We start from the raw sequence: 20803 nt of genomic DNA, 5'->3' as shown, positions 1-20803 counted from the left end.
CTGTCAGACATTTCCGATTTACTTTCCTATTTTAGTGGTAAGAACCAACATAAATGAGGAGGGATTTAATTACCACACTATTACTACTTTTTACAACATCCCTAGCCTTTTCGCAAGATTTTACGATTACCGGTTTGGTCATGGATTCCGAGGAGCAACCGGTTGTCTTGGCCAATATTATTCTATTGACCAATGATGGTGATTTCATTAAGGGTACCGTAACCGATGATAAGGGGTTTTACATGTTTAAATCTGTAACCGAAGGCGAGTATAGCATAGCGGCCAGTTACATAGAAAATACGGTTGAAAGCCCTGTGTTTAAATTGACCAAAGACATGAAAATGCTTACGCTGAGGTTGAACAATGCCCAATTGTTGGATGAGGTAGTGGTAACCCATCAAAAACCTAAGATTGAACATTTGGCTGACCGGCATATTTTTAATATTGAAAACACCGCTTTGGCAGAGGGAGATATTTGGGACGTTTTAAAACGTACTCCCGGTGTAATGGTCATGAACAACAAACTGTATATTAACGGTAGTTCCAAAGTAAACATCATGATCAATGGCAAAAGGATCAATTTGCCGGAAGAGGATATTATTAATCTACTGACGGGCAATTCTGCAAGTAACGTAGAATCCATAGAGGTAATTACGAGTCCACCCGCCAAGTACAGTGCAGAAGGCGGATTGGTGCTTGATATTAAAATGAAAAAGAATTTGGTCTCGGGATATAACGGTGCCGTTTTTAATAGGTACACCCAAGGAGTCCTGCCAAAACATACAATAGGTATGGACCATTTCTTTAAGGGCAGAAAAATAGATTTTTCTACGAATTATAGTTTTAGTCATAACCGCAATTGGGCACGATATACGGATATCACCAATTTTTTTGAAGATGGGCAGGAAAGTGAACAATGGACCGCCGAGCAAAAATCGGTCACTAAAGAAAAGAAACATAACCTTAATGTATTTTTAGATATTCAGCTAGATGAAAAAAACACCCTCAGCGTTACTTCAAATGGCAGCTTTACCCCCAATAGGGCAAGGCGTTTTTTTTCCCAGACCGCTATTGAGAACCTTGATGGGGAGTTGACCGCGCAATTGCAAGGATTGAATACATTGGACAATGATATGTTCAATAGTGCTAATTATATAGATTGGGTTCATAAAATAAACGATAAAGGAGCCACACTATCCACCAATGCACACTTTACGTACTATGATAATAAAAGGGAGCAGGTTATAACGAATGACATTGTTCAGGGCGCATCAGTCTATACTTCAGAAAACACCTTAGAAGTGTCATCTGACCAGATCATTAATCTATACAGTTTGCAGACAGATTTAACGTACCCTTTTAACGACCACACAACCTTAGAGACAGGTTTAAGGCTGGCCACCATAAATTCTGAAGCAGGTATTGAACAAATAGGGTTTGATACTGCAGTAGAGGGTGTACAGCCAACGGAGTTTGGGGTTTTCAATTACGACGAACAGATTTATGCCGGTTATATAAGCCTAAATAACAACTGGGAAAATTGGAAAATGAACGTAGGTCTTAGAGGGGAATATACAGATTCTAAAGGTGAGTTGAATACTGGGGTCAATACAACTACAAGGTCATACTTTAACGTTTTCCCTTCATTGTCCGTGTCATACACAATAGATAAAAATGCCTTTTACCTAAAATCTTTTAGGCGCATTACCAGACCAAGATATGGGGATATAAACCCCTTTCAATTTTATTATTCGGCCAATTCCATTGAAGAGGGCAACCCAGAACTTAAACCGGCATATAGTGATTATCTCCAGTTAGATTATGTGTATGACAAAACCTATAAGCTAGTGTTGTTTGCCAGTAAAAAATCAAATGAGCAATCCCAACAAGTGTTTCAGGATAATACCGCCAATATATTACGTACCCAATACATTAATCTGGAAACCAATTATTATTATGGCCTGGATGCCAGTATTTCCAAAAACCTGACTTCTTATTGGAACTTGTTCTTCCTCATTAGTCATTATTATGACAAGGATAGTTTCAAAGATCCGGAAACGGGTCTCATCGTTGAAAATGATATATGGACCACCCATACCCGTGCAACGAACAGTTTTACCTTGTTGAGTGATAAATCATTGTATGCAGATTTAACGTTTACCCATTTTACGCCTCGTATTAGTGGTAACGCCAAATTTGAGTCCTTTAGTAAATTGGGGCTTGCCTTTAGAAAGACATTATGGAACAAGGCGGCCAGTTTATCTCTGGCCGTGGAGGATATATTTAACAACGGTAATTATAATTCAACCAGAAATTATCTCGACCAACGAAACAGTATCAGTACCAGGTGGGAAAACAGGCTATTTGTATTTGGTTTTAGATATAAATTTGGCAATACCAAGATTCGTGATAATTACAAGCGCAAGAATACTGATGAGGGAAAACGATTATAAAGATCTAGGAGGACATCAATATACCACAGTATCCAATACTGATCAACAGATAGACCCCTGCTAAGATCATAAAAACCTTGCCGGCCTTTTTCTTTTTTTTGGCAAATAATATACTTCCAATGAGTATGAATAATAGGGCAGGACCAAACATGATCAAGAAGATCAGTATAAAGATGCCATCAAGGTTACCAACTTCCAATATCATAACACTTCTGTTTGTAGTTCTTTTAAACGCGCCACCTTTTCATCCCTGTAAAAAAGGTTCATGGTTTCAAAAGGAATGATTTTGTAATCTTTGTTTACAATGTGCACGCATGACTTTTTAATGGCCCTAACGTCAAAGTTATGGGCATCTATAAATTGCATAATGATAATTCTGAACAGGTTGTCATATCCCAGTTCTGGGGCATCGATTTCCGGCAGGCAGCACATAATGCTTTTTAGGTTTTCAGATGCTGTTTCTACGGAATTGCCGGTACTGAACAGTTCGATCATTTTTCCGTGCAATTGTTCGTCCTGTTCATATATAATGGTGTTTTTTCCTTCGTTCAACAAATCATCTGGATTAATATAACGTGTTAGCGGACTAATTTCATTTCCCAGCTTTAAAGCATAGGCCATGACCAAGGCATCTGGATTACAGGGTACCGGGATAAGATCGTCTGCACTAAATAAAGGGGACTGTTCTAAAATTTTTCTTCGAACCTCGGTTAGGGTTATCCTATTTTCATCCACTTCAAAATTTTCCAACCTACCTGCAATCTGTGTGGGTTGAAAAGTGACCCCCCGAACACATTGTTGTTTTAAGGCGAAGTCTATGGTGCTGCCCATTTCATGGTCGTTAAGGCCTTTCTGCAGGGTAACCACCAAAGTAGTGGAAAGGTTTAACCGGTTTAAATGTTCCAGGGCCTGTAACCTTATATTCGCCAAATCTGCACCCCTTAAGGTTTGTAAAATAGTATCGTTCAAGGAATCGAACTGAAGGTAAACCTCAAAGTCAGGGGCATAGGTTGCCAATTTTTTGGCAAATTCAAAATCCTTGGAAATCTTTATTCCGTTGGTGTTCAACATTAAATGACGAATGGGCAATGTTTTTGCATAGTCCATGATTTCAAAGAAATGGGGATGCATTGTAGGTTCGCCACCACTTAATTGAACCACATCCGGTTCGCCTTCATTTTTCACGATAACGTCAAGCATTTGTTTTACCTCCTCCACGGTCCTGTGACGGCCATAGGTGGGAGACGAACCTGCATAACACGTAGGGCAGGTTAAATTACAACGATCTGTAAGTTCAACGACCGTTAGGCATGAATGCTGTTCATGGTCAGGGCAGAGCCCGCAGTCATACGGACAACCAAAGTGGGTTTGGGTATTAAACGTTTTTGGGTATTCAGAAGCTTTGTTATAGTTTCTTATGTTCTTATAATATTCAATATCATCAGCAATTAAAACTTTGGACCTGCCGTGTTCTTTGCAGTGTTTAAACATATATACCTTCTCGTTTTCAAAAACGATTTTGGCATCTACCCTTCTAAGACATTCTGGGCATAGGCTTATAGTAAAATCATAATACGTGTAACTTTTTTCGGGCATAGACAATTCCTTGAACAATGAACTTGTGGTAGTACAGGAAACAAATTAAACATAATATTTGAATGCTGCTTAGGCCAAGGATATAAAACTGGTTGGGTTTTAAGAATTCCACGGCAAAACGAAATACAAAATAGCTAACCATAAATAGTTTAAAATAGTCGCCGTTAGTAGGTAATGCGTTGTTTTTTTGTAGTTTTTTGATGACTATCAGAAGGACGGACAAAAAAAGAATTTCGTACAATGCTATAGGGTGCCTTGTAACCCCGTCACCCAAATCCATCCCCATAAAAAAAGACGTTTCTTTACCATAGGTAAACTCTTTTACACCGGCCAGAAAACATCCTAACCGACCTATGATAATTCCAAGAAGTATAGGCAAGGTAAAAAGGTCCCCAGAAGAACGTTGTTCTCCAATTATCTTTTTAGCCAGTTCTACCCCCAACAATCCACCAAAAAGGCCGCCCATAATGGTTTTGTTGTTCAGGTTAAAAAGTAGACCTTGCTCAAAATGTAAGGTAGGGTTTTCTAAAAAGGCTACCAGTCTTGATAGGAGCAAGGCCCCAAACACAGCACCGATTATTATGGAAAGCCTGTTTTCCGAAGAAATGGCATCACCCTTTTTTTTGCGTAAGATGATATAATACCTAAAGGCGATAAAAAAGGCCAAATATTCCAAAATCAAATGCATGTTCAACGTAACGCCAAAAACGGTAGGCTCAAAAGGGATAGGGACAACAAGCAAGGAATTATTCATAGGGGAATTGTCCAATAAAAGTGGATTCTAATAGTTGTACGCCCGGTTATGAGCAATTTGGAGTACTAATTTACACGCTTTCTTTTAAATTGAGCGTGCATGCTGCTCAAGTAGGGTTCTAGCAATTAGGGTAGTGTACAAATCCTTTCTAAGGTGCATCTCGTAATTTTATATAACTTTGCATCCTTAAAATATAAGGTACCGTGCCAAAGATTGGAGACATACAATTACCAGAGTTCCCGTTGCTTTTAGCTCCTATGGAAGATGTAAGCGACCCCCCGTTTCGTGCCCTTTGCAAGGAGCAGGGAGCAGATGTCGTATATACGGAGTTCATATCGTCAGAAGGGTTGATACGTGATGCGGCAAAGAGCGTTATGAAGCTTGATATTTATGAAAAGGAACGTCCGGTAGGTATTCAAATTTTTGGCGCCAATTTGGATAGTATGCTACAGTCCGTGGAAATTGTTGAAAAATCCAACCCGGACATTATAGACATTAATTTTGGTTGTCCTGTAAAGAAAGTAGTAAGTAGGGGCGCAGGAGCAGGTATTCTAAAGGATATTGATTTAATGGTATCCTTGACAAAGGCCATGGTAGAGCATAGCAATTTACCCATTACCGTGAAGACACGTTTGGGCTGGGACGATGATTCTATAAAAATCGTTGAGGTTGCAGAACGATTACAAGATGTAGGTTGTGCGGCAATTTCAATACATGGTAGAACCCGTGCGCAGATGTATAAGGGTAATGCGGATTGGAACCCCATTAGAGAGGTGAAGAACAACCCAAGAATGCATATTCCCGTTTTTGGCAATGGTGATGTAGATTCTCCGGAAGCGGCAATGAAAATGCGTGATGAATTTGGTCTGGACGGCGCTATGATTGGTCGCGCTAGTATTGGATATCCTTGGATATTTAGGGAAATTAAGCACTTTTTTGAAACGGGCACACATTTGGCCCCGCCAACCATGGAAGAACGTGTAGATGCCGCGCGCCGTCATTTACAGATGTCCATTGATTGGAAAGGAGAGACATTGGGTGTGTTCGAGACCAGAAGGCATTATACCAATTATTTCAAAGGAATTCCCAATTTTAAGGAGTATCGTATGAAAATGGTCACTAGTGATGATTCTGCTTCGGTATTTGAGGCCTTTGATGAGGTATTGGAAAAATTTGGAGACCACGAATTTACCCTTTCCTAGCTTTCAATTAGTTTTTTGTTGATGCGACTACTTGCCACCTTGGATGCAATGATGCCTAATACCACTATTGTAGTCAGTACAATGACGATGTTAATAAACTCAAATTTAACCGGGTAGGCAAGAGAAGGTGTAATCATAAGCCAGCTAAAGGTTAGTTGGGACCATATTAGGAGCACTCCAATTAAAACTCCTATCAACCCTCCAAAACAGGTTACCAATATTCCCTGGACAAAATAAATGTGTCGCAATTCCTTTATCGTTGTTCCTAGACTGTATAATGTTTTAGAATTCTGTTGTTTGTCCAAGATCATCATGATAATGGCACCCACCACATTGAACAGGGCAATGATCAGCACAAGGGTGAAAATAAGGTAGGTGGCAACATTTTCGGTATTCAGCATTTTATACAGCGTACTATTAAGTTCCTGTCTATCCTTCAATACCACATTTGGGCCTAAAACGGCACGTAACGCAGGGCGCACGGTATTGGGGTCAATACCCTCGTCCATTTTAAAATTTACCCCAGATACCTGTAGCGAATCTTTCTCCAATAAGGCCTGTGTAAGGCGTAAATCGGCAAAAACATATTTATTGTCCAGATCTGCCTCCACCGCATATACCCCACCAATTACCATTGGTAGTTGATTATAGAGCGATGAAATGCGTTGTTGAGAAATAGAGCCCTTACCCGGTTTAAAGGCATAAATCTGTAATGGGCTTCTAAACTGGTTTATGGTTACCCCCAGGATATTGGCGATACCCAACCCAGATACCACTTGGGTGTCGTTAATTGTCCAGTCACCAATGTACAAGGTACTATCTACGCCCGTTACTTTGGTATAATTGCTGTCTATTCCTTTTATGTACGCAATATGGTTCTTCCCTTTATGTTCCAAGGAAACTTTTTCCTCCAGTTCTTTGGAATAGTGTGCCAGGCCATCTATTGCCAGCAATTTTTGTTCCTGTTCCGGGGTCAATGAAAATGTCTTTCCCGTTATTGGTAAGGCTTTTAGTTGTGGGTCAAAGGATTCCGTAAATGAAAGGCTAAAAGTTTTTAATCCGGCAAATGCGGACAGTACAATGAACAGTGCGGCAGAACCGATAACGATTACCAAAAAAGTAATAAAATTAATAATGTTGACCGCGTTCTGTGAGCTTTTGGAACGCACATATCGTTTGGCGATATATAAGGGAAAATTCAAACGATCAGGACTTTTTTCGCTTGGGCAATAAATCCCTGTTTTCAATAGGGTTTTCCTCGCGTTTCAACGATTTTTCAATATTTTCTATATAGTCCAAAGAATCATCAAGGTAGAACAATAGTTCTGGAACCCTGCGTAATTGATTTCGGGTACGCTGTGATAGTTCGTGCTTAATTAAAGGCTGGTTAGATTTTATGCCCTCCATAAGTTCACCGGCCTTATCATTGGGAAAAATGCTCAGGTAAATTTTTGCGATGGACAAATCTGTCGTAACGGAAACCTTGGAAACCGAAATAAGCGTATTTCGTAGTCCCCCATCTATGGCGGCCTTCTGTAGAATATCGACAATATCCTTTTGAATGACCCCAGCTATTTTACGTTGTCTTTGCGTCTCCATACTGCAAAAGTACATAGAAAAATGTATCTTAAGCCCTATAGAATGTACTCTGAAGCAATTTAGGCATGAAAAAGATTGAACATTTGGGAATTGCAGTGAACAATATGGACGATTCCAATGCACTTTTTGAGAAATTGTTGGGTGTAGCCCCTTATAAACAAGAAGAAGTAGCATCAGAAGGTGTATTGACCTCTTTTTTTAAAACCGGACCCAATAAAATAGAATTATTAGCCGCCACTGCACCAGACGGGCCAATTGCTAAATTCTTAGAAAAGAAAGGAGAAGGCATACACCACGTAGCGTTTGAGGTAGAGGATATCGTTGCGGAAATGGAACGCTTAAAAAAAGAAGGTTTTACATTACTTAGTGAAAAACCGAAAAAAGGAGCAGATAACAAACTCGTTGCCTTTGTTCATCCTAAGAGTGCCAATGGGGTGCTGGTAGAGTTGTGCCAAGAAATTAAAGAGTAACCCTTATTTTGTTTGTGACAGTTAAAAATAAGTAGTAATATTGCATCCGCATTTCGCGGGTCCTATAGCTCAGCTGGTTAGAGCACCTGACTCATAATCAGGGGGTCCCTGGTTCGAGCCCAGGTGGGACCACTTCCTTCGAGGACAGCCCTTCAAGCAATTGAAGGGTTTTTTTGTTTTACATCCAGGCTTTTATATATCATCAACCCTATAAATTTAATGTGTTATTTAAGGGGTTTTTAAAATGTAGTAGTGGTTTAGTGGGTATGGCTCTTATAATGTTCCTTTAGCATATCCCTCCCAAAATCACCATCAAAATCGCGCCATACGGTATGTATGTGGTTGGCATTGTTTTGACTATTATCAAACTCGATCATAAAGGTATTTCCCTGAATACGGTAATAATGTGCCTTACCAAGTTCGGTGGCACCAGCCCATGCAAACCGTAGGTTTTCAAGCTCCTCTTTGCGGATACTGCCCATTCGTTGCATGGCCTGATCTGCAGGTATGGTAGAGGCATATTCGTAAATAATATCCATCAATAATTTTTTCTGTTTCTCTGTCATGTCTTGGACCAACATACCTTCTAAATCCGGTTTTTTGGCCACAGGGGCGTTAAAGCTAATAATGTCATTATAGGTCTTGTCGCTCACAATAGCTACCTTTTGCTGTTCATCGGTAAGCATATGTATCAGTTGCAGGCCCATATCCTCTTCATTGATCAACGGACTAAAACCTTTGCGATCACCTTCCATGATCCTACCGGGGTTTGAACCAAAAAACCTTGGGGTATAGGAAACGGTATCACCAACGGTAGTGAATTGTAGCGCTACATGGTGGCCTTCAAAACTCCACATCCAAACATCTTCTTGGGCTGGATCTCCATAAATGGCAATATAGTACTGCTCGGGGTCCCTATAAACAGGGTCACCGGAACTTGCGGCCAATACATGCTCCAACGCAATAATTTCCGTTGTCTGTTGATAGCCGGTATCGCTAAGCGAAGATTGTAAAAGCTGATGCACCAAATCCTTCTGCGCCGTATTCAGTTCTTTTAGGGGGATGCCCTGGCGTTTATAGGAACTCCACGGTAAAAAATGCCAATCATCCCGATCTTCGGCCTTGAAATGATATACGGTTTGTTCTTTTTGAGAATGGGTCAAGGTGGATATAAACCTACTGGCGATGGATGCATCTTGGCCAACCACCAAACTGGGGACCATGGCCAATACGATCCATACTAGGGTTTTGTTCATTAATTGATTCATGTTTTTGTTTTTTAGTTGGTGCTTAATAAGTGATTTTAAATATGCTACCGCCAAAATCGTCACAGACATAAAGGGCGCCGTCGGGACCTTGAGCCAGTCCACAAGGTCTATGTAGCAAAGTTCCTCCCTCAGGGTTTTTTAGGTCATATCCTGCAAAATTATCCAGGAATATTTCCCATTTTCCGCTGGGTTTACCGTCTTTAAAGGGCACAAAAGCAACCAAAAAACCAATTTTAAGCTCTGGAGATTGGTTGTGGAAGGCTATAAAGGCGCCGTTCCTGTATTTTTCCGGAAACATGTTCCCGGTGTAGAACAGCAAATCATTGGGACCTAGGTGAGCTGGAAAGGCCATTAAGGGTTCAATTGCGTCAATTTCTCCCTCTTTATCACCGTCCCCGCCATATTCCGGTGCCAGTACGCGTTTATTTTTTATTGGATCAAAGTAGGTAGAAGGCCATCCGGCATTATCACCTTCCTTTATTTCGTACAAAGTTTCCGCCGGTAGTTCCCCATCTTGTTTTTTGGAATAGAGGTCCGGATAAAAATTGTGCAGGCCACCACGGCCGTGATCAGTGGCGAACAAAGAATTTGTGCTTTGGTTCCATGTAATACCCACCGCATTTTTTAGTCCCGTTGCATACCGTTCCCCATCTGTAAAGGTTTGGTCAGGAACATTGGCCTGAAATTTCCAAATACCTCCGGCGGTTTCTAAAATGGGGCAAGGGATCATTCCCTCCTGTGTTTCGTTATCCCTACAGGCATCGTTCCAAGAACCAATGGTCACATAAAGGGTATTGTCCTTGTCTATGGTAAAAGGCTTAGCATTGTCCGCGCCCATATCAATAAGGCCGTCCACTATCTTTTCAGGATTATCGGTATCCATTAATTCTTGATCATCATTGAACGCATATCGGAATATGGCAGCATTTGAAGAAGCGTAGAGATATTGATCCGTAGCCAGTATTCCGGTACCGGGCAGGTCTGCGAATTCATGCTGTGTGTCCACGGTACCATCATCATCGGTATCCTTAAGAACAATAATGGCCTTGCCCTCGTTGAGCACGGATCTATTGGCATAGATATCCCCGTTGCTGGCCACGGTCAAGTGGCGTACCGCTCCCAAATCTTTCCCTATCTCTTCTACTGAAAATCCGCTCGGAGCTTTAAGAATTGTGTTATTGGTTGCCTTTTTTTCAGGGGTTTTGGTTTCGTCCTTGCATCCTGTAAAGAATACCAGTATTGCAAAAGCACCAACATGAAGCAGGCTTTTGGTTTTGGTCTTTGTTGTCATTGGTTGGTTTTATGGTTGATGGTACCGTTAAAAGTAAGATTTTATTTTAGGGTTGGTATAGGTTTTAACAATCTAGGACATATTAAAAGCTCAGGTATATGCAGTGGCAAGTCCTCTATTACCAGTTTTATTAGGCCTTTAAAAAGATAAAATTACGTCTAAAGGGTGTATGGGCTTTGGTTGACAAAATGTTAATGAGGGGGGTTGACCTTTCAAATCGGCAATTAAACGCCCTTCAAATTACGCAGATGGAAATTAACAGTTCTTTTAACATTTTCTTGCTGAGTAATATTTAATTTCCTCTGTGGTAATGCTTAATTTACTAGTCCAAACAAACTACTCAAAGAAATGATTTCAAAAATTACAAGTTGCAAAGTCGAACTGTTGGCTGTTGTAATGGCCTTGTTTTGTGTATCCTTAGCGGTGGCGCAAAATGTCCCTGCTCCAAAAGATGTGTATGGTTTTAACGTAGGCGATGATTATAAGCTTGCGGATTATTCACAGATCGAAGATTATTTGACCCAGCTCGATGCGGCATCCAATAGGGTGCAAAAGATAGAGATCGGCACAACCGTTTTGGGCAGAAAAATGTACGTTCTTTTTATATCTAGCGAAGAGAATCTCCAACAGTTGGATAAATGGAAGGATATCAGCACCAAACTGGCACGGGTACAGGTAGATGAACAGGAAGCCTTACGTTTGTCCGAAGAGGGCAAGGCCATTGTCTGGATAGATGGTGGTATGCATTCTACCGAGTTGGCACACGGGCAAATGACCTCGGAACTGGCCTATACTTTGGCCACTTCGGAGTCTACCGAAATGAAAAAAATCAGGGAAAATGTCATTACTTTGCTAATGCCGGTCATGAACCCAGATGGGTTGGATATTGTGGTGGACTGGTACAAAAAGAATCTGGGTACCGCCTATGAAACCTCTCGTCCACCCATTTTGTACCATTATTATATGGGCCATGACAATAATAGGGATTGGTTCATGAACACCATGCCGGAAACCTATAATGTAACCAAGATATTGTACAATGAATGGTATCCACAAATAGTATACAACCACCACCAGTCCTCGCCATCGTGGACCAAGATTTCCTTACCGCCCTATGCAGATCCCGTAAACCCAAAGATCCACCCGGCCATAACCGCTGCGGTAAGTGAGGTGGGTTCTGCCATGACCAAGCGTTTTTCATTGGTAAACATGCCGGGTGCCATAGCGGATAATTTCTATACCATGTTCTGGAACGGCGGTGGGCGTACCGTGCCTTACTACCATAATATGATCGGTATTTTGACCGAAACCGGACACACTACCCCAACCCCACGGTTCTACGACCCAAAGAAATTGCCTAAGACCGTAGCGGGGGGTACACCTACGGACGGTACGGATATCATGTATCCCGACCCATGGAAAGGTGGCGAATCTCATTTTAGGGATGCGGTAGATTATATGTTGACCGCCACCTGGGCCACATTGGACCTGGCTGCGGACCGCAAGAGCAATTATCTACATAATATTTACAAAATGGGAGCTTCGGCCATTGAAAAGGCAAAGACGGAAGGTCCCTATGCCTATGTCATCGGTAAGGACCAATGGGATGCTTTTGAGTCCGTTAATTTGGTGAACGTATTGTTGCGGGGCGGTATAGAGATTGAAAAAGCTACCAAACCTTTTGAAGTGGACGGCACCAAATATGAGGCAGAGTCCTATGTAATCTATGGCGGACAGGCATTTAGACCCTATTTAATGGATCTGTTGGAAAAACAGAATTACCCTACCCGTTTTCAATATCCCGGTGGCCCACCGGATACCCCTTATGATTTGGCAGGGTGGACATTGCCCTTACAAATGGGCGTGTCTGTAGATAGAATTGCTACGGCCATGGATATTGCTACGGAGAAAGTGGACGGGTTGGTACCGTATTATGCACCTGACGGTCCTAAAAAGGCTGATTTTGGATATCTATTGAGCGCCAATTCCAATGCATCGGTCATTGCTACCAACAAAATTTTAAAAGGAGGAGGAACGGCATATAGGACCAAGGCAGCATTAAAGCTGGGCAAGACCACTCATCCGGCAGGTTCCTATGTAGTTTCTGGAGGTACGGCCTCTGTAGATGAATTGGCAAATACATACGGATTGGAGTTTACGGCCCTGTCATCGAAACCTAAGGTAGATATGGTCAAGATACACACCCCTAAAGTGGGACTGTATAAATCTTGGGTGTCCAATATGGATGAAGGGTGGACCCGCTTTGTAATGGATGAATATGCCTTTGAGACGGATACCCTACATGACCGGGATATACAAACGGCGGACCTATCCAAATATGATGTGCTGATATTACCGTCACAACGTGTAAAATCATTGCTACATGGGCATACGACCCTTTCCATGCCAGAAAAGTTTACCGGAGGCTTGGGTCTTGAAGGTTCCTTGGCACTGAGCAATTATGTAAAAAATGGCGGTACCCTTATGGCGTTCGATGAGGCCAGTAATTTTGTGATTGAGCAATTTGGACTGCCTTTAAAGGATGCTACGGAAGGCGCCGGCAGTAAGCAATTCTTTATACCGGGATCGTTGATCAAGACAGGTTTTGATACTTCGCACCCCTTGGCATTTGGTATGCAGGATACCGTTGCGGTATCGTTCAATAAAAGCCGTGCCTTTGAGATTATCAAGCAAAGGAAAAAGGGAGAAGGCGGCACCGAAGAAATAGCCGATGCTCCTGCTCCGGAAATTGAAGTAATTGCCAATTATGCGGAAAAAGACCTGCTTATGAGCGGTTGGGCCATGGGCGAAAAGAAATATATTGCCAAGAAACCGGCTATGGTAAAGGCAAAATATGGCAAGGGCTCTGTAGTATTGTTTGCCTTCAGGCCCCAGTTTAGGGCACAACCACGCGGTACGTATAAATTGATCTTCAACACCATTTACGAAGGAGCAGCGGAATAAATGTTGATACGAATAATACAAAGCCCTATCAGTTAATGATAGGGCTTTTTTTGTGTTTATAGTCGGCTCTTTTGGGGGTAATACCCTTTGCAAACACAAATGGTTGCAAATCAATGGAATACTTTATGTGCTGTTGTGATATTTCCCCAGAAAACATTAAATTGTTAAAGCGTATTAGAGCATTGGTCGTTCATCCTTCCCCCTGCTTGATAGCCACCTTGTAGTGATGCCGTCTTTTTCATATTGATGAATAATAAGTACCGCGGTTTTAAAATACCCACTTATAGGGATGCTATACCATCCTAATTTATTTCAATTTTAACCAAACCAAAAAACTAAAAATTATGAGTTCAAACGAAATTAATACTGAAGGTTTAATAAACATTACTTGTAACATTAACAAACAGGATATTGAGAATAATCAATTAATATATTGTAGTCAATTGTACGGTACTTTTTTTGCAGTTTCTGCAAAACTAAATGTAAAAAAGGGCTTACTAAAAAGTATGACATTGACTTTATTGAACTACAAAGGACTATTTAATATAGGAATGCTTAAGGAAACTAAAAATACTTTTAAATTAACAGGAGACAAAGCCGAATTGACATTGTATTTAAAAGCAAACGCGGGAAGTCATGGTAACAATAAACAGTTAGTTGTAAAATGCTCTAATGTCCCAATAATTAATTTAAAAGGTTTAATAGTAACTAGAGAGCTACAAAAGATGTCGAATAAAATCAAATCTGATCATTTAAATGAAGGCGTTTTTGATTCAGAATTTTATCAGCGAGATGGGGCTTTAGTTGTAGACTTGGAGAGACTTGATGAAATGCCACCATTGACAAGGCAAGATAGATGTAAAACCACATATTCAAATTTTGTATAAGCTTGCGCCATTTATTTTATTAATTGTAATGAATGTTTCATATACAATGGAAATTTCTTTTTCAAAATCAATTAATTCAATTTTGAATTTAAAATTTGAAGAGGCTAAGATTCACGCAATAAATATTAATAATCCTAAACTACAAGAGTATTCGCTTGCATTAATTAAAATAATGATTAATAAAAATACTAATTCCGATATATTATTTAAATCTGAATCAGATACAAAAGAATTGGAAATAATGAAATCAATTATTAATGGTTATTTATATCAATATCAAAAAAGTCCAAAAATTCTTCAGGCATATAATAGTTTTTCAAAAGCGAAAAGTATTGCTGACGAAACAGGTAATAAATTGTTGGTAAAGTTGGCCTTAACTTCTATTTTAAATTTAATAAAAGCTGAAATATTTATAGGAAGTAAGCAATATGAGCCATATTTAAATCATTTAAAAGAGATTAATGATGATAATGTCGATGCTTTTAGAATTCTATTATTAGAAACAATTTTTAAGTCTAAAGCTAATGATCAATTAGAAATTGATTTTAACTATGGAAAAACTGTTAAGAAAATGGATTCTATGGTTTCATTATTGCCAATTAAACATCCATTTTTGAATTACTACCATTTTGAGAAAGGAATTCAATTTAAACTTTCAGGAGAATTTACTAAAGCTGAGCTTTATTTTAAAAAAGTCGATTCGGCAACAAAGGGTAAACTATTTTGGCAGGATTATAATAGTACAAATCTTTGGCAATTGGCCAGTTTAAAGTTGGATCAAAAAAATTTTGTTCAAGCAAAAAATTATTTACAACGTTATAATAAGACAGCAAAAACATTAAAGGATAAATTTTTTTATAATCGATTGAATTCTTGGATCTTAGAAGAAGAAGGCAGATATGATTCCGCATACTATTATTTAAATCTTTCAATTGAAAATGAGTATAAAATTGGTGCTAAAAATAATTCCTTGGAAACGGCATTACTTTCAATTGAAAATCAAACAGATAAATTAAAACTTGATAAGGTTGTTAGTGAAAATAAGCAAAAAACCACACAGAACTGGCTTATAGCGGCTAGTTTTACTTTGCTATTTGGTTTAGGATTTGCCATATTACTTCAGAAGAACACCACCAAAAAACGGTTATTGGCAGAACAGGAAACCCAACTAAAACAAGAACGCGTAGACAACCTATTAAAGCAGCAGGAACTCGTTAGTATAGATGCCATGATAGAGGGGCAGGAAAAGGAACGGCAACGTGTGGCCAATGAACTACATGATGATTTGGGTAGTCTAATGGCAACGATAAAACTGCATTTCAATACGGTAAACAATAAATACGAAGACCCGGCCTTGCACAAGGCGGAAACCTTACTGGAAGAGGCCTACCAAAAAGTAAGGGGTATGGCCCATAGTAAAAACTCCGGCGTAATGAGTGATCAAGGGCTTTTGCCCGCCATAAGGAAAATGGCACAGGTAATTTCGGAAACCAATGCGTTACAGGTTAGCGTAGAGGATTTTGGCATGGGTGACCGACTTGAAAATTCATTGGAGCTAAGTCTTTTTAGAACGGTACAGGAATTGGTGGCCAATGCCATTAAACATGCCGAAGCCACAACGTTAAATATACAATTGACCCAACATGAGGACACCTTGAACATCATTGTGGAAGACAATGGCAAAGGTTTTGACCGTACCAACGCCGTAAAGGGCAAAAACGGTATGGGATTGACCAATATTGAAAAACGAATAGAACATTTAGAGGGCCATTTTACCATAGATAGTGTATTGGGCAAAGGCACATCCATTTTAATAGACATACCCATATGATTACCGTAGCCATAGCCGAAGATCACCAAGCCCTTATAGACGGCATTACATCCTTTGTAAAATATGAGGATGATATAACCATCATTGGCCATGCCAATAACGGGGAGGCATTATTAAAACTGGTACGGGCAAGACGCCCAAAGCTGGTGCTGTGCGATATTCGTATGCCCAAACTAGACGGTATTGAAGCCACCAAGATTATCTTGGAGGAGCACCCCAATACCAAGGTAGTGGCCTTTACCATGTTTGACCAAGATGATGCTGTTAAACAAATGCTGGCGGCAGGGGCGCAAGGCTATATTTTAAAGAACAGTAGTTTAGAGGTGGTATTGGAAGCCATACGGACCGTTGCCGATGGCAGAACCTATTACGACAAAAAGATTCACTTGCCGGATGCGGAAAGGAACAGCTCTAAAAGTGTGCTTTCCTCCCGTGAGCGCGAAATTTTACAATTGGTTGCCAAAGGCCATACCAGCCATCAAATTGCGGACGAACTCTTTATTGGCAAAAGTACCGTAGACACCCACCGTAAGAACATGATCCGTAAATTGGGTTTGAGTGGCGCAGGGGAATTGTTGAGGTATGCAGTAGAGAAGAAGTATGAGTTTTAAAAAGTTAGCGTAAATAGTAATCGTAATTAAACAGTTTATGAGAATCAATAAGCAAGTGTATAACGTTCTTAGTGTAGTGGGTCTTTTGTTCATGTTCTCTTGTGCCAAAGATGAAGTAGCGGATATTGAAGAGCCTGTTCCGGTTAATGCTAGTCCTATAATGGCGGATCAACAGTTTACTATTTATGAAAACCCTTTTGAGTTAACTTCCATTGGAAGCATTACTGCGCAGGATCCTGAAGGGGATAAAATTACATATGCATTGGAATCGGATATTGAACTGACCGTCAGTGCAAACACAGGTGAGATTTGGACAAAAAGAACGCCCATTTTTGATTATGAAACCACACAATCCATATCGTTTGATGTAAGCGCTAAGGACATAAAAGGCAATAAGACTATTGCGACTGTTACCATAGACATATTGGACAAAGATGACGGACCATTGACCAACTTTCAAAAAAGTTTTGTAAACGAATATATTTATTTAACGTATAAATTATCACCCACGGCAAGTGGTGGCAATCTCAGTGAAAAATGGCAAGGAGCGGTACAATTATATATTGAAGGAGATTTGCCAAGTGATTATGCCGCTACTGTTGAGAACTATTTGGATGAATTTAGAGCATTGATGACAGATGGCACTACAATTGAACTGGTGGCTACACCAGAAGAATCCAATGTACATCTAATTATGGGTCCAACTAGCGCTGTTGTGACCATTTGGCCCGATATGTACGACTTGATCAGTGATGGAAATTTTGGAGGCTACGCACTTTATAACACGGATAGTGATTACCAAATTTATAAAGGTAGAATATGGATGCGTGGTCCAGATGAAGGCCTCTTTAAACATGAGTTTGGCCATATAATTGGTTTGGGACATACCTCGGACCAATACTGCGACACTGAGGCAACCAGTGTCATGTGTTCCGGGCCGGCGGATCAATTTAGCACCTTTGACCAAGAGATCATTAAGACCCTCTATCGGTCCGAAACTCCGGTAGGCTTGGACCAGAACGCCATGCGCTCCTTGCTGACCGACTACCTGATACAAGGGGACATTGTTTTTTAATAAGCGGACAACCTAAAATAAGGACAGAACGTCATTTTATTAAACACATCCGTTTTTTACCCAGAGGGAGTTTCAGCGGCCTCTTTACAAAGACATTGTCCTTTGGTTGTGCTCAGCAGGACTAAGTATAAAATTTGGAATTGTAAAATACTTCCCACCTTCCTTTTAATTCTATGATCAATTACTCAAAATTGATACGGTCGCGTATAGTACCATCCTCTCTATGGATAATGACATCTGCCTTGTATTTACGGGCCAATCGCTTGGCTTTGTTGATAGCTGTAAGCTGTAGCCTGTGCTTGGAGGTAATACGTTTGTTCCCTTCGCGCCGTACGGCCCAAGCATTTTTATAAGGCACTACATGTTGGTGCCACGTTCTACCGCTTTTACTTTGGCGAAAACTGGTAAAAAAGACTTCCACCAGTTCAATTAACGTAGCAACCCAAGATTGCTGTGTAGGGTTTTTGGGCATAATGTATTTGGTCTTGCTCCCGAAGATAGCATTTTCAAGGGAAAGGGGTGGTGGTGGCATTTGGGTAGGTACGCAAGTGGATGTGACTTAGGAAAATTGTGTTAGTGCTTTCAACACTGTGCTAGAGGTCTTTATTAAGAAGAAATTTAAAATAGAAAAACAGCTTGTTGATTTGGTGTTCAAAGTATAGAATATATTGTAATCATCTTGTTTACAGTGTTTTATTCTGAAAATACCCATTTGTAGGGATGGTAATTAAATAGAACCTAGAGTACATTGGAGGAACTATAAAAACAAAAATCATGAATAAAGGACGTACACAAATTATAACATTTGTATTGTTGATTTTTATACCCGGAATAATCAATGCACAGGAAGCTTATTTAATTGATTTAGGAAAGAATCAAAATGATATTATTAAGAACACCATAAACTATTCGGAAGATATCGAAATTATTATTTCCAATAAATTAATTTCTGCTGGTATAAGTTATAATATTACGATTACAAGGGAGTTTCAAATGAATGAAATTTTAGAAATACCGGCCCATAAAGAGGGTGAAATTGTTAATATCAAAACTATTGGTTGTAGTGTTTTAAATAATAATATTGAAAACATAAAGGAAGCCACGCGAGAGGAAAAAGTAGCAGAGTATGTTAAAGAACTTGAAACCGATTTACAAAAAGCTCAGCAGACTGATCCAAACGAAGAATTTAAAAGTTGCCAGTATGAACAAATTCAATTAGCAAAAAAGATTATTGGTGATACCAGAGAAAGTAGAAAAATAAATCAACTTAAGCCTAATGAACAAATTATCATTACCATAAGCCGAGTTGAGGATGGTAAAAAGAAAGAATGGAAACATATTTTACAGACACAGAAAAAAGGAAAATGGTTAACCACTTACGGCTTCACATATGTAGCTAATGTGCTTAAAAAAGGTGAGCCATATTTTGCCAAACAAAGTGATACCGCTTTTTCAATTACTCCTCTAGAACAACGTTCAAGGTTAAGTTTTATTCCTTCCGTATTTTTTACTTGGTTTCCTTATAAGGATATCAACAGATCTTGGTCACCAAGTGTTACTGCAGGGGTAGGCTATGACTTGGAAGCTCCAACGGCTTTTTTGGGCGGTTCTTTTTTGTACCATCAAAATATAGCAATATCTATAGGCTTTGCTGCCCATCAGCAAGATTTTTTAAATGGACGCTATAACTCTGGGGATATTATAAATGACAATTTAACAGAAGCCCAATTGAATGAACAACGTTATGTAATAAATCCATATATCTCGATTAATTTTAGATTAGGGACGTCGCCTTTCAAAGGCCCAAAACAAGAAACGGATACAGAAGAATAAAATATATAAATATGACAAATTCAGCTAAATTCATGTTCACATTTGGAGTTATTACTTTTTTTATAGTTTCCATTTTTGCTTATAAATTAAACCTAGGTATGAATACCGGGGAAGCGACCGATACCTTTATGTCATGGTTGTTTCGATTAATAGCAGCCATAGCAGCTTCTGCAATTAGCATTTCCTTGCCGGGCCTTTTAGAAATACGGTTTAATAAAAAGAAGGATGGTACCATGGAAATTATTCAAAACAATGCCACGAAAAAAGAAGATCCATCAACATTAGCAGATAAGGAACCAACGATTACCGCATCTGGTGCAATTGCGGTTTTTATTCTTGTATATCTTTTTAATCCAATAGTATAAATAATGAAACAGCAGTATATAGAGGAAGCGGCAAAAAACAAGAGGATAAGGGTTAAATATAGTTGGGTAATGCAATTTTTGTTGGTTTTAGACCAGTTTGGCAATGTTTTAGCCGGAGGTAACTCAGATGTAACTATTTCGGGGCGTGTTGGTTATAATGTTCATATTGAAAAGACCCGCGGATTATTCTGGAAAAAAATGGAAAGTGTTATCAACTTCACATTTTATCCGTTAGATGGTCCAAATCATTGTCTTTTGGCTTATTGTAGCGATAGACATGAAGAATATAGAGGAGCTAAAATGTTTTTTAAAATCATTTTGGCGGTTTTGATAGTCTTATTTTGTATTTTATTAATAATTCCAATTCGTCTAATTGCATTGATTAAAGCGGCTAGAACACATTACATCATGCCGTCAGGTGAAAATATTCCGTATAAAGATTTAATGATAACTACTGAATATGCTGCTAGTCAGGGAGACCCTTGTGAAATATTATCAGGGTTAACAAAATAATTACTATCTAGTTGGGATGAAATTTTTACCCCAACAATGGCCATTCGCCATATTGGCCGTATTAATTGATGCTATTTGCTAAAAAGTTTGA

General features: G+C 39.5%; 19 protein-coding genes and 1 tRNA gene. 12 read left to right on the top strand and 8 right to left on the bottom strand.

Annotated features, from left to right (window positions below):
• Positions 1-53 precede the first annotated feature (53 nt).
• The gene (locus JM81_RS11630) at positions 54-2453 is read left to right on the top strand and encodes a TonB-dependent receptor (protein WP_144803613.1); all 2400 of its coding nucleotides are present in this window, start codon (positions 54-56) and stop codon (positions 2451-2453) included.
• Between the two features lie 4 nt (positions 2454-2457).
• Here JM81_RS11630 and JM81_RS11625 read toward each other — a convergent pair whose 3' ends face one another.
• From JM81_RS11625 to JM81_RS11615, 3 genes are read right to left on the bottom strand one after another with little or no spacing between them, the layout of a single operon-like run.
• Positions 2458-2658 (bottom strand): hypothetical protein, encoded by a 201-nt coding sequence (locus JM81_RS11625; RefSeq protein WP_089261198.1) that lies wholly within the window; start codon positions 2656-2658, stop codon positions 2458-2460.
• Positions 2655-4049: a radical SAM protein gene (locus JM81_RS11620; RefSeq protein WP_144803610.1), complete on the bottom strand. Its 1395-nt coding sequence runs from the start codon at positions 4047-4049 to the stop codon at positions 2655-2657. The genes JM81_RS11625 and JM81_RS11620 overlap by 4 nt, the downstream gene beginning before the upstream one ends.
• Entirely contained in the window at positions 4021-4803 is a 783-nt protein-coding gene (locus JM81_RS11615; RefSeq protein WP_144803607.1) for a prolipoprotein diacylglyceryl transferase, read from the bottom strand. Before JM81_RS11615 ends, JM81_RS11620 begins: the two co-directional genes overlap by 29 nt.
• Positions 4804-5006: 203 nt before the next feature.
• Here JM81_RS11615 and dusB point away from each other — a divergent pair, with 203 nt between their 5' ends.
• On the top strand, positions 5007-6005 hold the full coding sequence (dusB, locus tag JM81_RS11610) for a tRNA dihydrouridine synthase DusB (protein ID WP_144803604.1): 999 nt from the start codon (positions 5007-5009) through the stop codon (positions 6003-6005).
• Here dusB and JM81_RS11605 read toward each other — a convergent pair.
• Both JM81_RS11605 and rbfA read right to left on the bottom strand, forming a co-directional pair.
• Positions 6002-7207, bottom strand: coding sequence for an ABC transporter permease (locus tag JM81_RS11605; RefSeq protein ID WP_144803601.1), 1206 nt, complete (start codon positions 7205-7207; stop codon positions 6002-6004). The two genes, dusB and JM81_RS11605, sit on opposite strands and share 4 nt — an antisense overlap.
• A 4-nt stretch (positions 7208-7211) precedes the next feature.
• Complete coding sequence (rbfA, locus tag JM81_RS11600; RefSeq protein WP_089261193.1) at positions 7212-7604, bottom strand: 30S ribosome-binding factor RbfA; 393 nt, start codon at positions 7602-7604, stop codon at positions 7212-7214.
• Between the two features lie 65 nt (positions 7605-7669).
• On the opposite strand from rbfA, the gene mce reads away from it, so the two are divergent.
• Both mce and JM81_RS11590 read left to right on the top strand, forming a co-directional pair.
• The gene (gene mce / locus JM81_RS11595; protein WP_144803597.1) at positions 7670-8074 is read left to right on the top strand and encodes a methylmalonyl-CoA epimerase; all 405 of its coding nucleotides are present in this window, start codon (positions 7670-7672) and stop codon (positions 8072-8074) included.
• 58 nt (positions 8075-8132) lie between these two features.
• Positions 8133-8206: transfer RNA gene (locus JM81_RS11590), tRNA-Ile, on the top strand.
• 125 nt (positions 8207-8331) lie between these two features.
• On the opposite strand, the gene JM81_RS11585 is transcribed toward JM81_RS11590, so the two are convergent.
• Both JM81_RS11585 and JM81_RS11580 read right to left on the bottom strand, forming a co-directional pair.
• A complete protein-coding gene (locus JM81_RS11585; RefSeq protein WP_186435569.1) occupies positions 8332-9330 on the bottom strand; it encodes a DUF3500 domain-containing protein in 999 nt (332 codons plus the stop codon).
• A 34-nt stretch (positions 9331-9364) separates the two neighbouring features.
• Complete coding sequence (locus JM81_RS11580; RefSeq protein WP_144803592.1) at positions 9365-10633, bottom strand: PQQ-dependent sugar dehydrogenase; 1269 nt, start codon at positions 10631-10633, stop codon at positions 9365-9367.
• A 348-nt stretch (positions 10634-10981) separates the two neighbouring features.
• Here JM81_RS11580 and JM81_RS11575 point away from each other — a divergent pair, with 348 nt between their 5' ends.
• The 5 genes from JM81_RS11575 to JM81_RS11555 all read left to right on the top strand — a co-directional run bounded on the left by JM81_RS11575 (position 10982) and on the right by JM81_RS11555 (position 18001).
• A complete protein-coding gene (locus tag JM81_RS11575) occupies positions 10982-13597 on the top strand; it encodes a M14 family metallopeptidase (protein WP_144803589.1) in 2616 nt (871 codons plus the stop codon).
• 344 nt (positions 13598-13941) lie between these two features.
• Entirely contained in the window at positions 13942-14484 is a 543-nt protein-coding gene (locus JM81_RS11570) for a hypothetical protein (RefSeq protein WP_144803586.1), read from the top strand.
• 241 nt (positions 14485-14725) lie between these two features.
• Entirely contained in the window at positions 14726-16315 is a 1590-nt protein-coding gene (locus JM81_RS11565) for a sensor histidine kinase (RefSeq protein ID WP_186435568.1), read from the top strand.
• Positions 16312-16926, top strand: a complete 615-nt coding sequence (locus tag JM81_RS11560) for a response regulator (protein ID WP_144803580.1) — start codon at positions 16312-16314, stop codon at positions 16924-16926. Before JM81_RS11565 ends, JM81_RS11560 begins: the two co-directional genes overlap by 4 nt.
• 37 nt (positions 16927-16963) lie before the next feature.
• Positions 16964-18001 carry an Ig-like domain-containing protein gene (locus tag JM81_RS11555; protein ID WP_144803577.1) on the top strand — a complete coding sequence of 346 codons (1038 nt, stop codon included), beginning with the start codon at positions 16964-16966 and terminating at the stop codon, positions 17999-18001.
• Between the two features lie 181 nt (positions 18002-18182).
• On the opposite strand, the gene JM81_RS11550 is transcribed toward JM81_RS11555, so the two are convergent.
• Positions 18183-18473 carry a DUF2188 domain-containing protein gene (locus tag JM81_RS11550; RefSeq protein ID WP_144805634.1) on the bottom strand — a complete coding sequence of 97 codons (291 nt, stop codon included), beginning with the start codon at positions 18471-18473 and terminating at the stop codon, positions 18183-18185.
• Between the two features lie 338 nt (positions 18474-18811).
• Between JM81_RS11550 and JM81_RS11545 the strand changes: the two genes are divergently transcribed.
• The 3 genes from JM81_RS11545 to JM81_RS11535 are packed head-to-tail and all read left to right on the top strand — an operon-like array spanning position 18812 to position 20712.
• Positions 18812-19834 carry a hypothetical protein gene (locus JM81_RS11545; protein WP_144803574.1) on the top strand — a complete coding sequence of 341 codons (1023 nt, stop codon included), beginning with the start codon at positions 18812-18814 and terminating at the stop codon, positions 19832-19834.
• Positions 19835-19845: 11 nt separating this feature from the next.
• Complete coding sequence (locus tag JM81_RS11540; protein ID WP_144803572.1) at positions 19846-20199, top strand: hypothetical protein; 354 nt, start codon at positions 19846-19848, stop codon at positions 20197-20199.
• Positions 20200-20202: 3 nt separating this feature from the next.
• Complete coding sequence (locus JM81_RS11535) at positions 20203-20712, top strand: hypothetical protein (RefSeq protein ID WP_144803568.1); 510 nt, start codon at positions 20203-20205, stop codon at positions 20710-20712.
• Positions 20713-20803: the final 91 nt, after the last annotated feature.

Origin of the sequence: Maribacter sp. MAR_2009_72 (assembly GCF_007827235.1) — a bacterium.
Classification (GTDB): domain Bacteria; phylum Bacteroidota; class Bacteroidia; order Flavobacteriales; family Flavobacteriaceae; genus Maribacter; species Maribacter sedimenticola.
Note: the sequence above shows the minus strand (reverse complement) of the source record. Positions and strands in the feature narration are given on the sequence as shown.

What these genes read in the sequence shown, in the direction of transcription:
- JM81_RS11575 (WP_144803589.1), top strand. Translation starts at nt 10,982, where the DNA reads ATGATTTCAAAAATTACAAGTTGCAAAGTCGAACTGTTGGCTGTTGTA.
- JM81_RS11625 (WP_089261198.1), bottom strand. Translation starts at nt 2,658, where the DNA reads ATGATATTGGAAGTTGGTAACCTTGATGGCATCTTTATACTGATCTTC.
- JM81_RS11570 (WP_144803586.1), top strand. Translation starts at nt 13,942, where the DNA reads ATGAGTTCAAACGAAATTAATACTGAAGGTTTAATAAACATTACTTGT.
- JM81_RS11620 (WP_144803610.1), bottom strand. Translation starts at nt 4,049, where the DNA reads ATGCCCGAAAAAAGTTACACGTATTATGATTTTACTATAAGCCTATGC.
- JM81_RS11540 (WP_144803572.1), top strand. Translation starts at nt 19,846, where the DNA reads ATGACAAATTCAGCTAAATTCATGTTCACATTTGGAGTTATTACTTTT.
- JM81_RS11630 (WP_144803613.1), top strand. Translation starts at nt 54, where the DNA reads ATGAGGAGGGATTTAATTACCACACTATTACTACTTTTTACAACATCC.
- mce (WP_144803597.1), top strand. Translation starts at nt 7,670, where the DNA reads ATGAAAAAGATTGAACATTTGGGAATTGCAGTGAACAATATGGACGAT.
- JM81_RS11555 (WP_144803577.1), top strand. Translation starts at nt 16,964, where the DNA reads ATGAGAATCAATAAGCAAGTGTATAACGTTCTTAGTGTAGTGGGTCTT.
- JM81_RS11550 (WP_144805634.1), bottom strand. Translation starts at nt 18,473, where the DNA reads ATGCCCAAAAACCCTACACAGCAATCTTGGGTTGCTACGTTAATTGAA.
- JM81_RS11535 (WP_144803568.1), top strand. Translation starts at nt 20,203, where the DNA reads ATGAAACAGCAGTATATAGAGGAAGCGGCAAAAAACAAGAGGATAAGG.
- JM81_RS11560 (WP_144803580.1), top strand. Translation starts at nt 16,312, where the DNA reads ATGATTACCGTAGCCATAGCCGAAGATCACCAAGCCCTTATAGACGGC.
- JM81_RS11585 (WP_186435569.1), bottom strand. Translation starts at nt 9,330, where the DNA reads ATGAACAAAACCCTAGTATGGATCGTATTGGCCATGGTCCCCAGTTTG.
- JM81_RS11580 (WP_144803592.1), bottom strand. Translation starts at nt 10,633, where the DNA reads ATGACAACAAAGACCAAAACCAAAAGCCTGCTTCATGTTGGTGCTTTT.
- JM81_RS11565 (WP_186435568.1), top strand. Translation starts at nt 14,726, where the DNA reads ATGAAATCAATTATTAATGGTTATTTATATCAATATCAAAAAAGTCCA.
- rbfA (WP_089261193.1), bottom strand. Translation starts at nt 7,604, where the DNA reads ATGGAGACGCAAAGACAACGTAAAATAGCTGGGGTCATTCAAAAGGAT.
- JM81_RS11615 (WP_144803607.1), bottom strand. Translation starts at nt 4,803, where the DNA reads ATGAATAATTCCTTGCTTGTTGTCCCTATCCCTTTTGAGCCTACCGTT.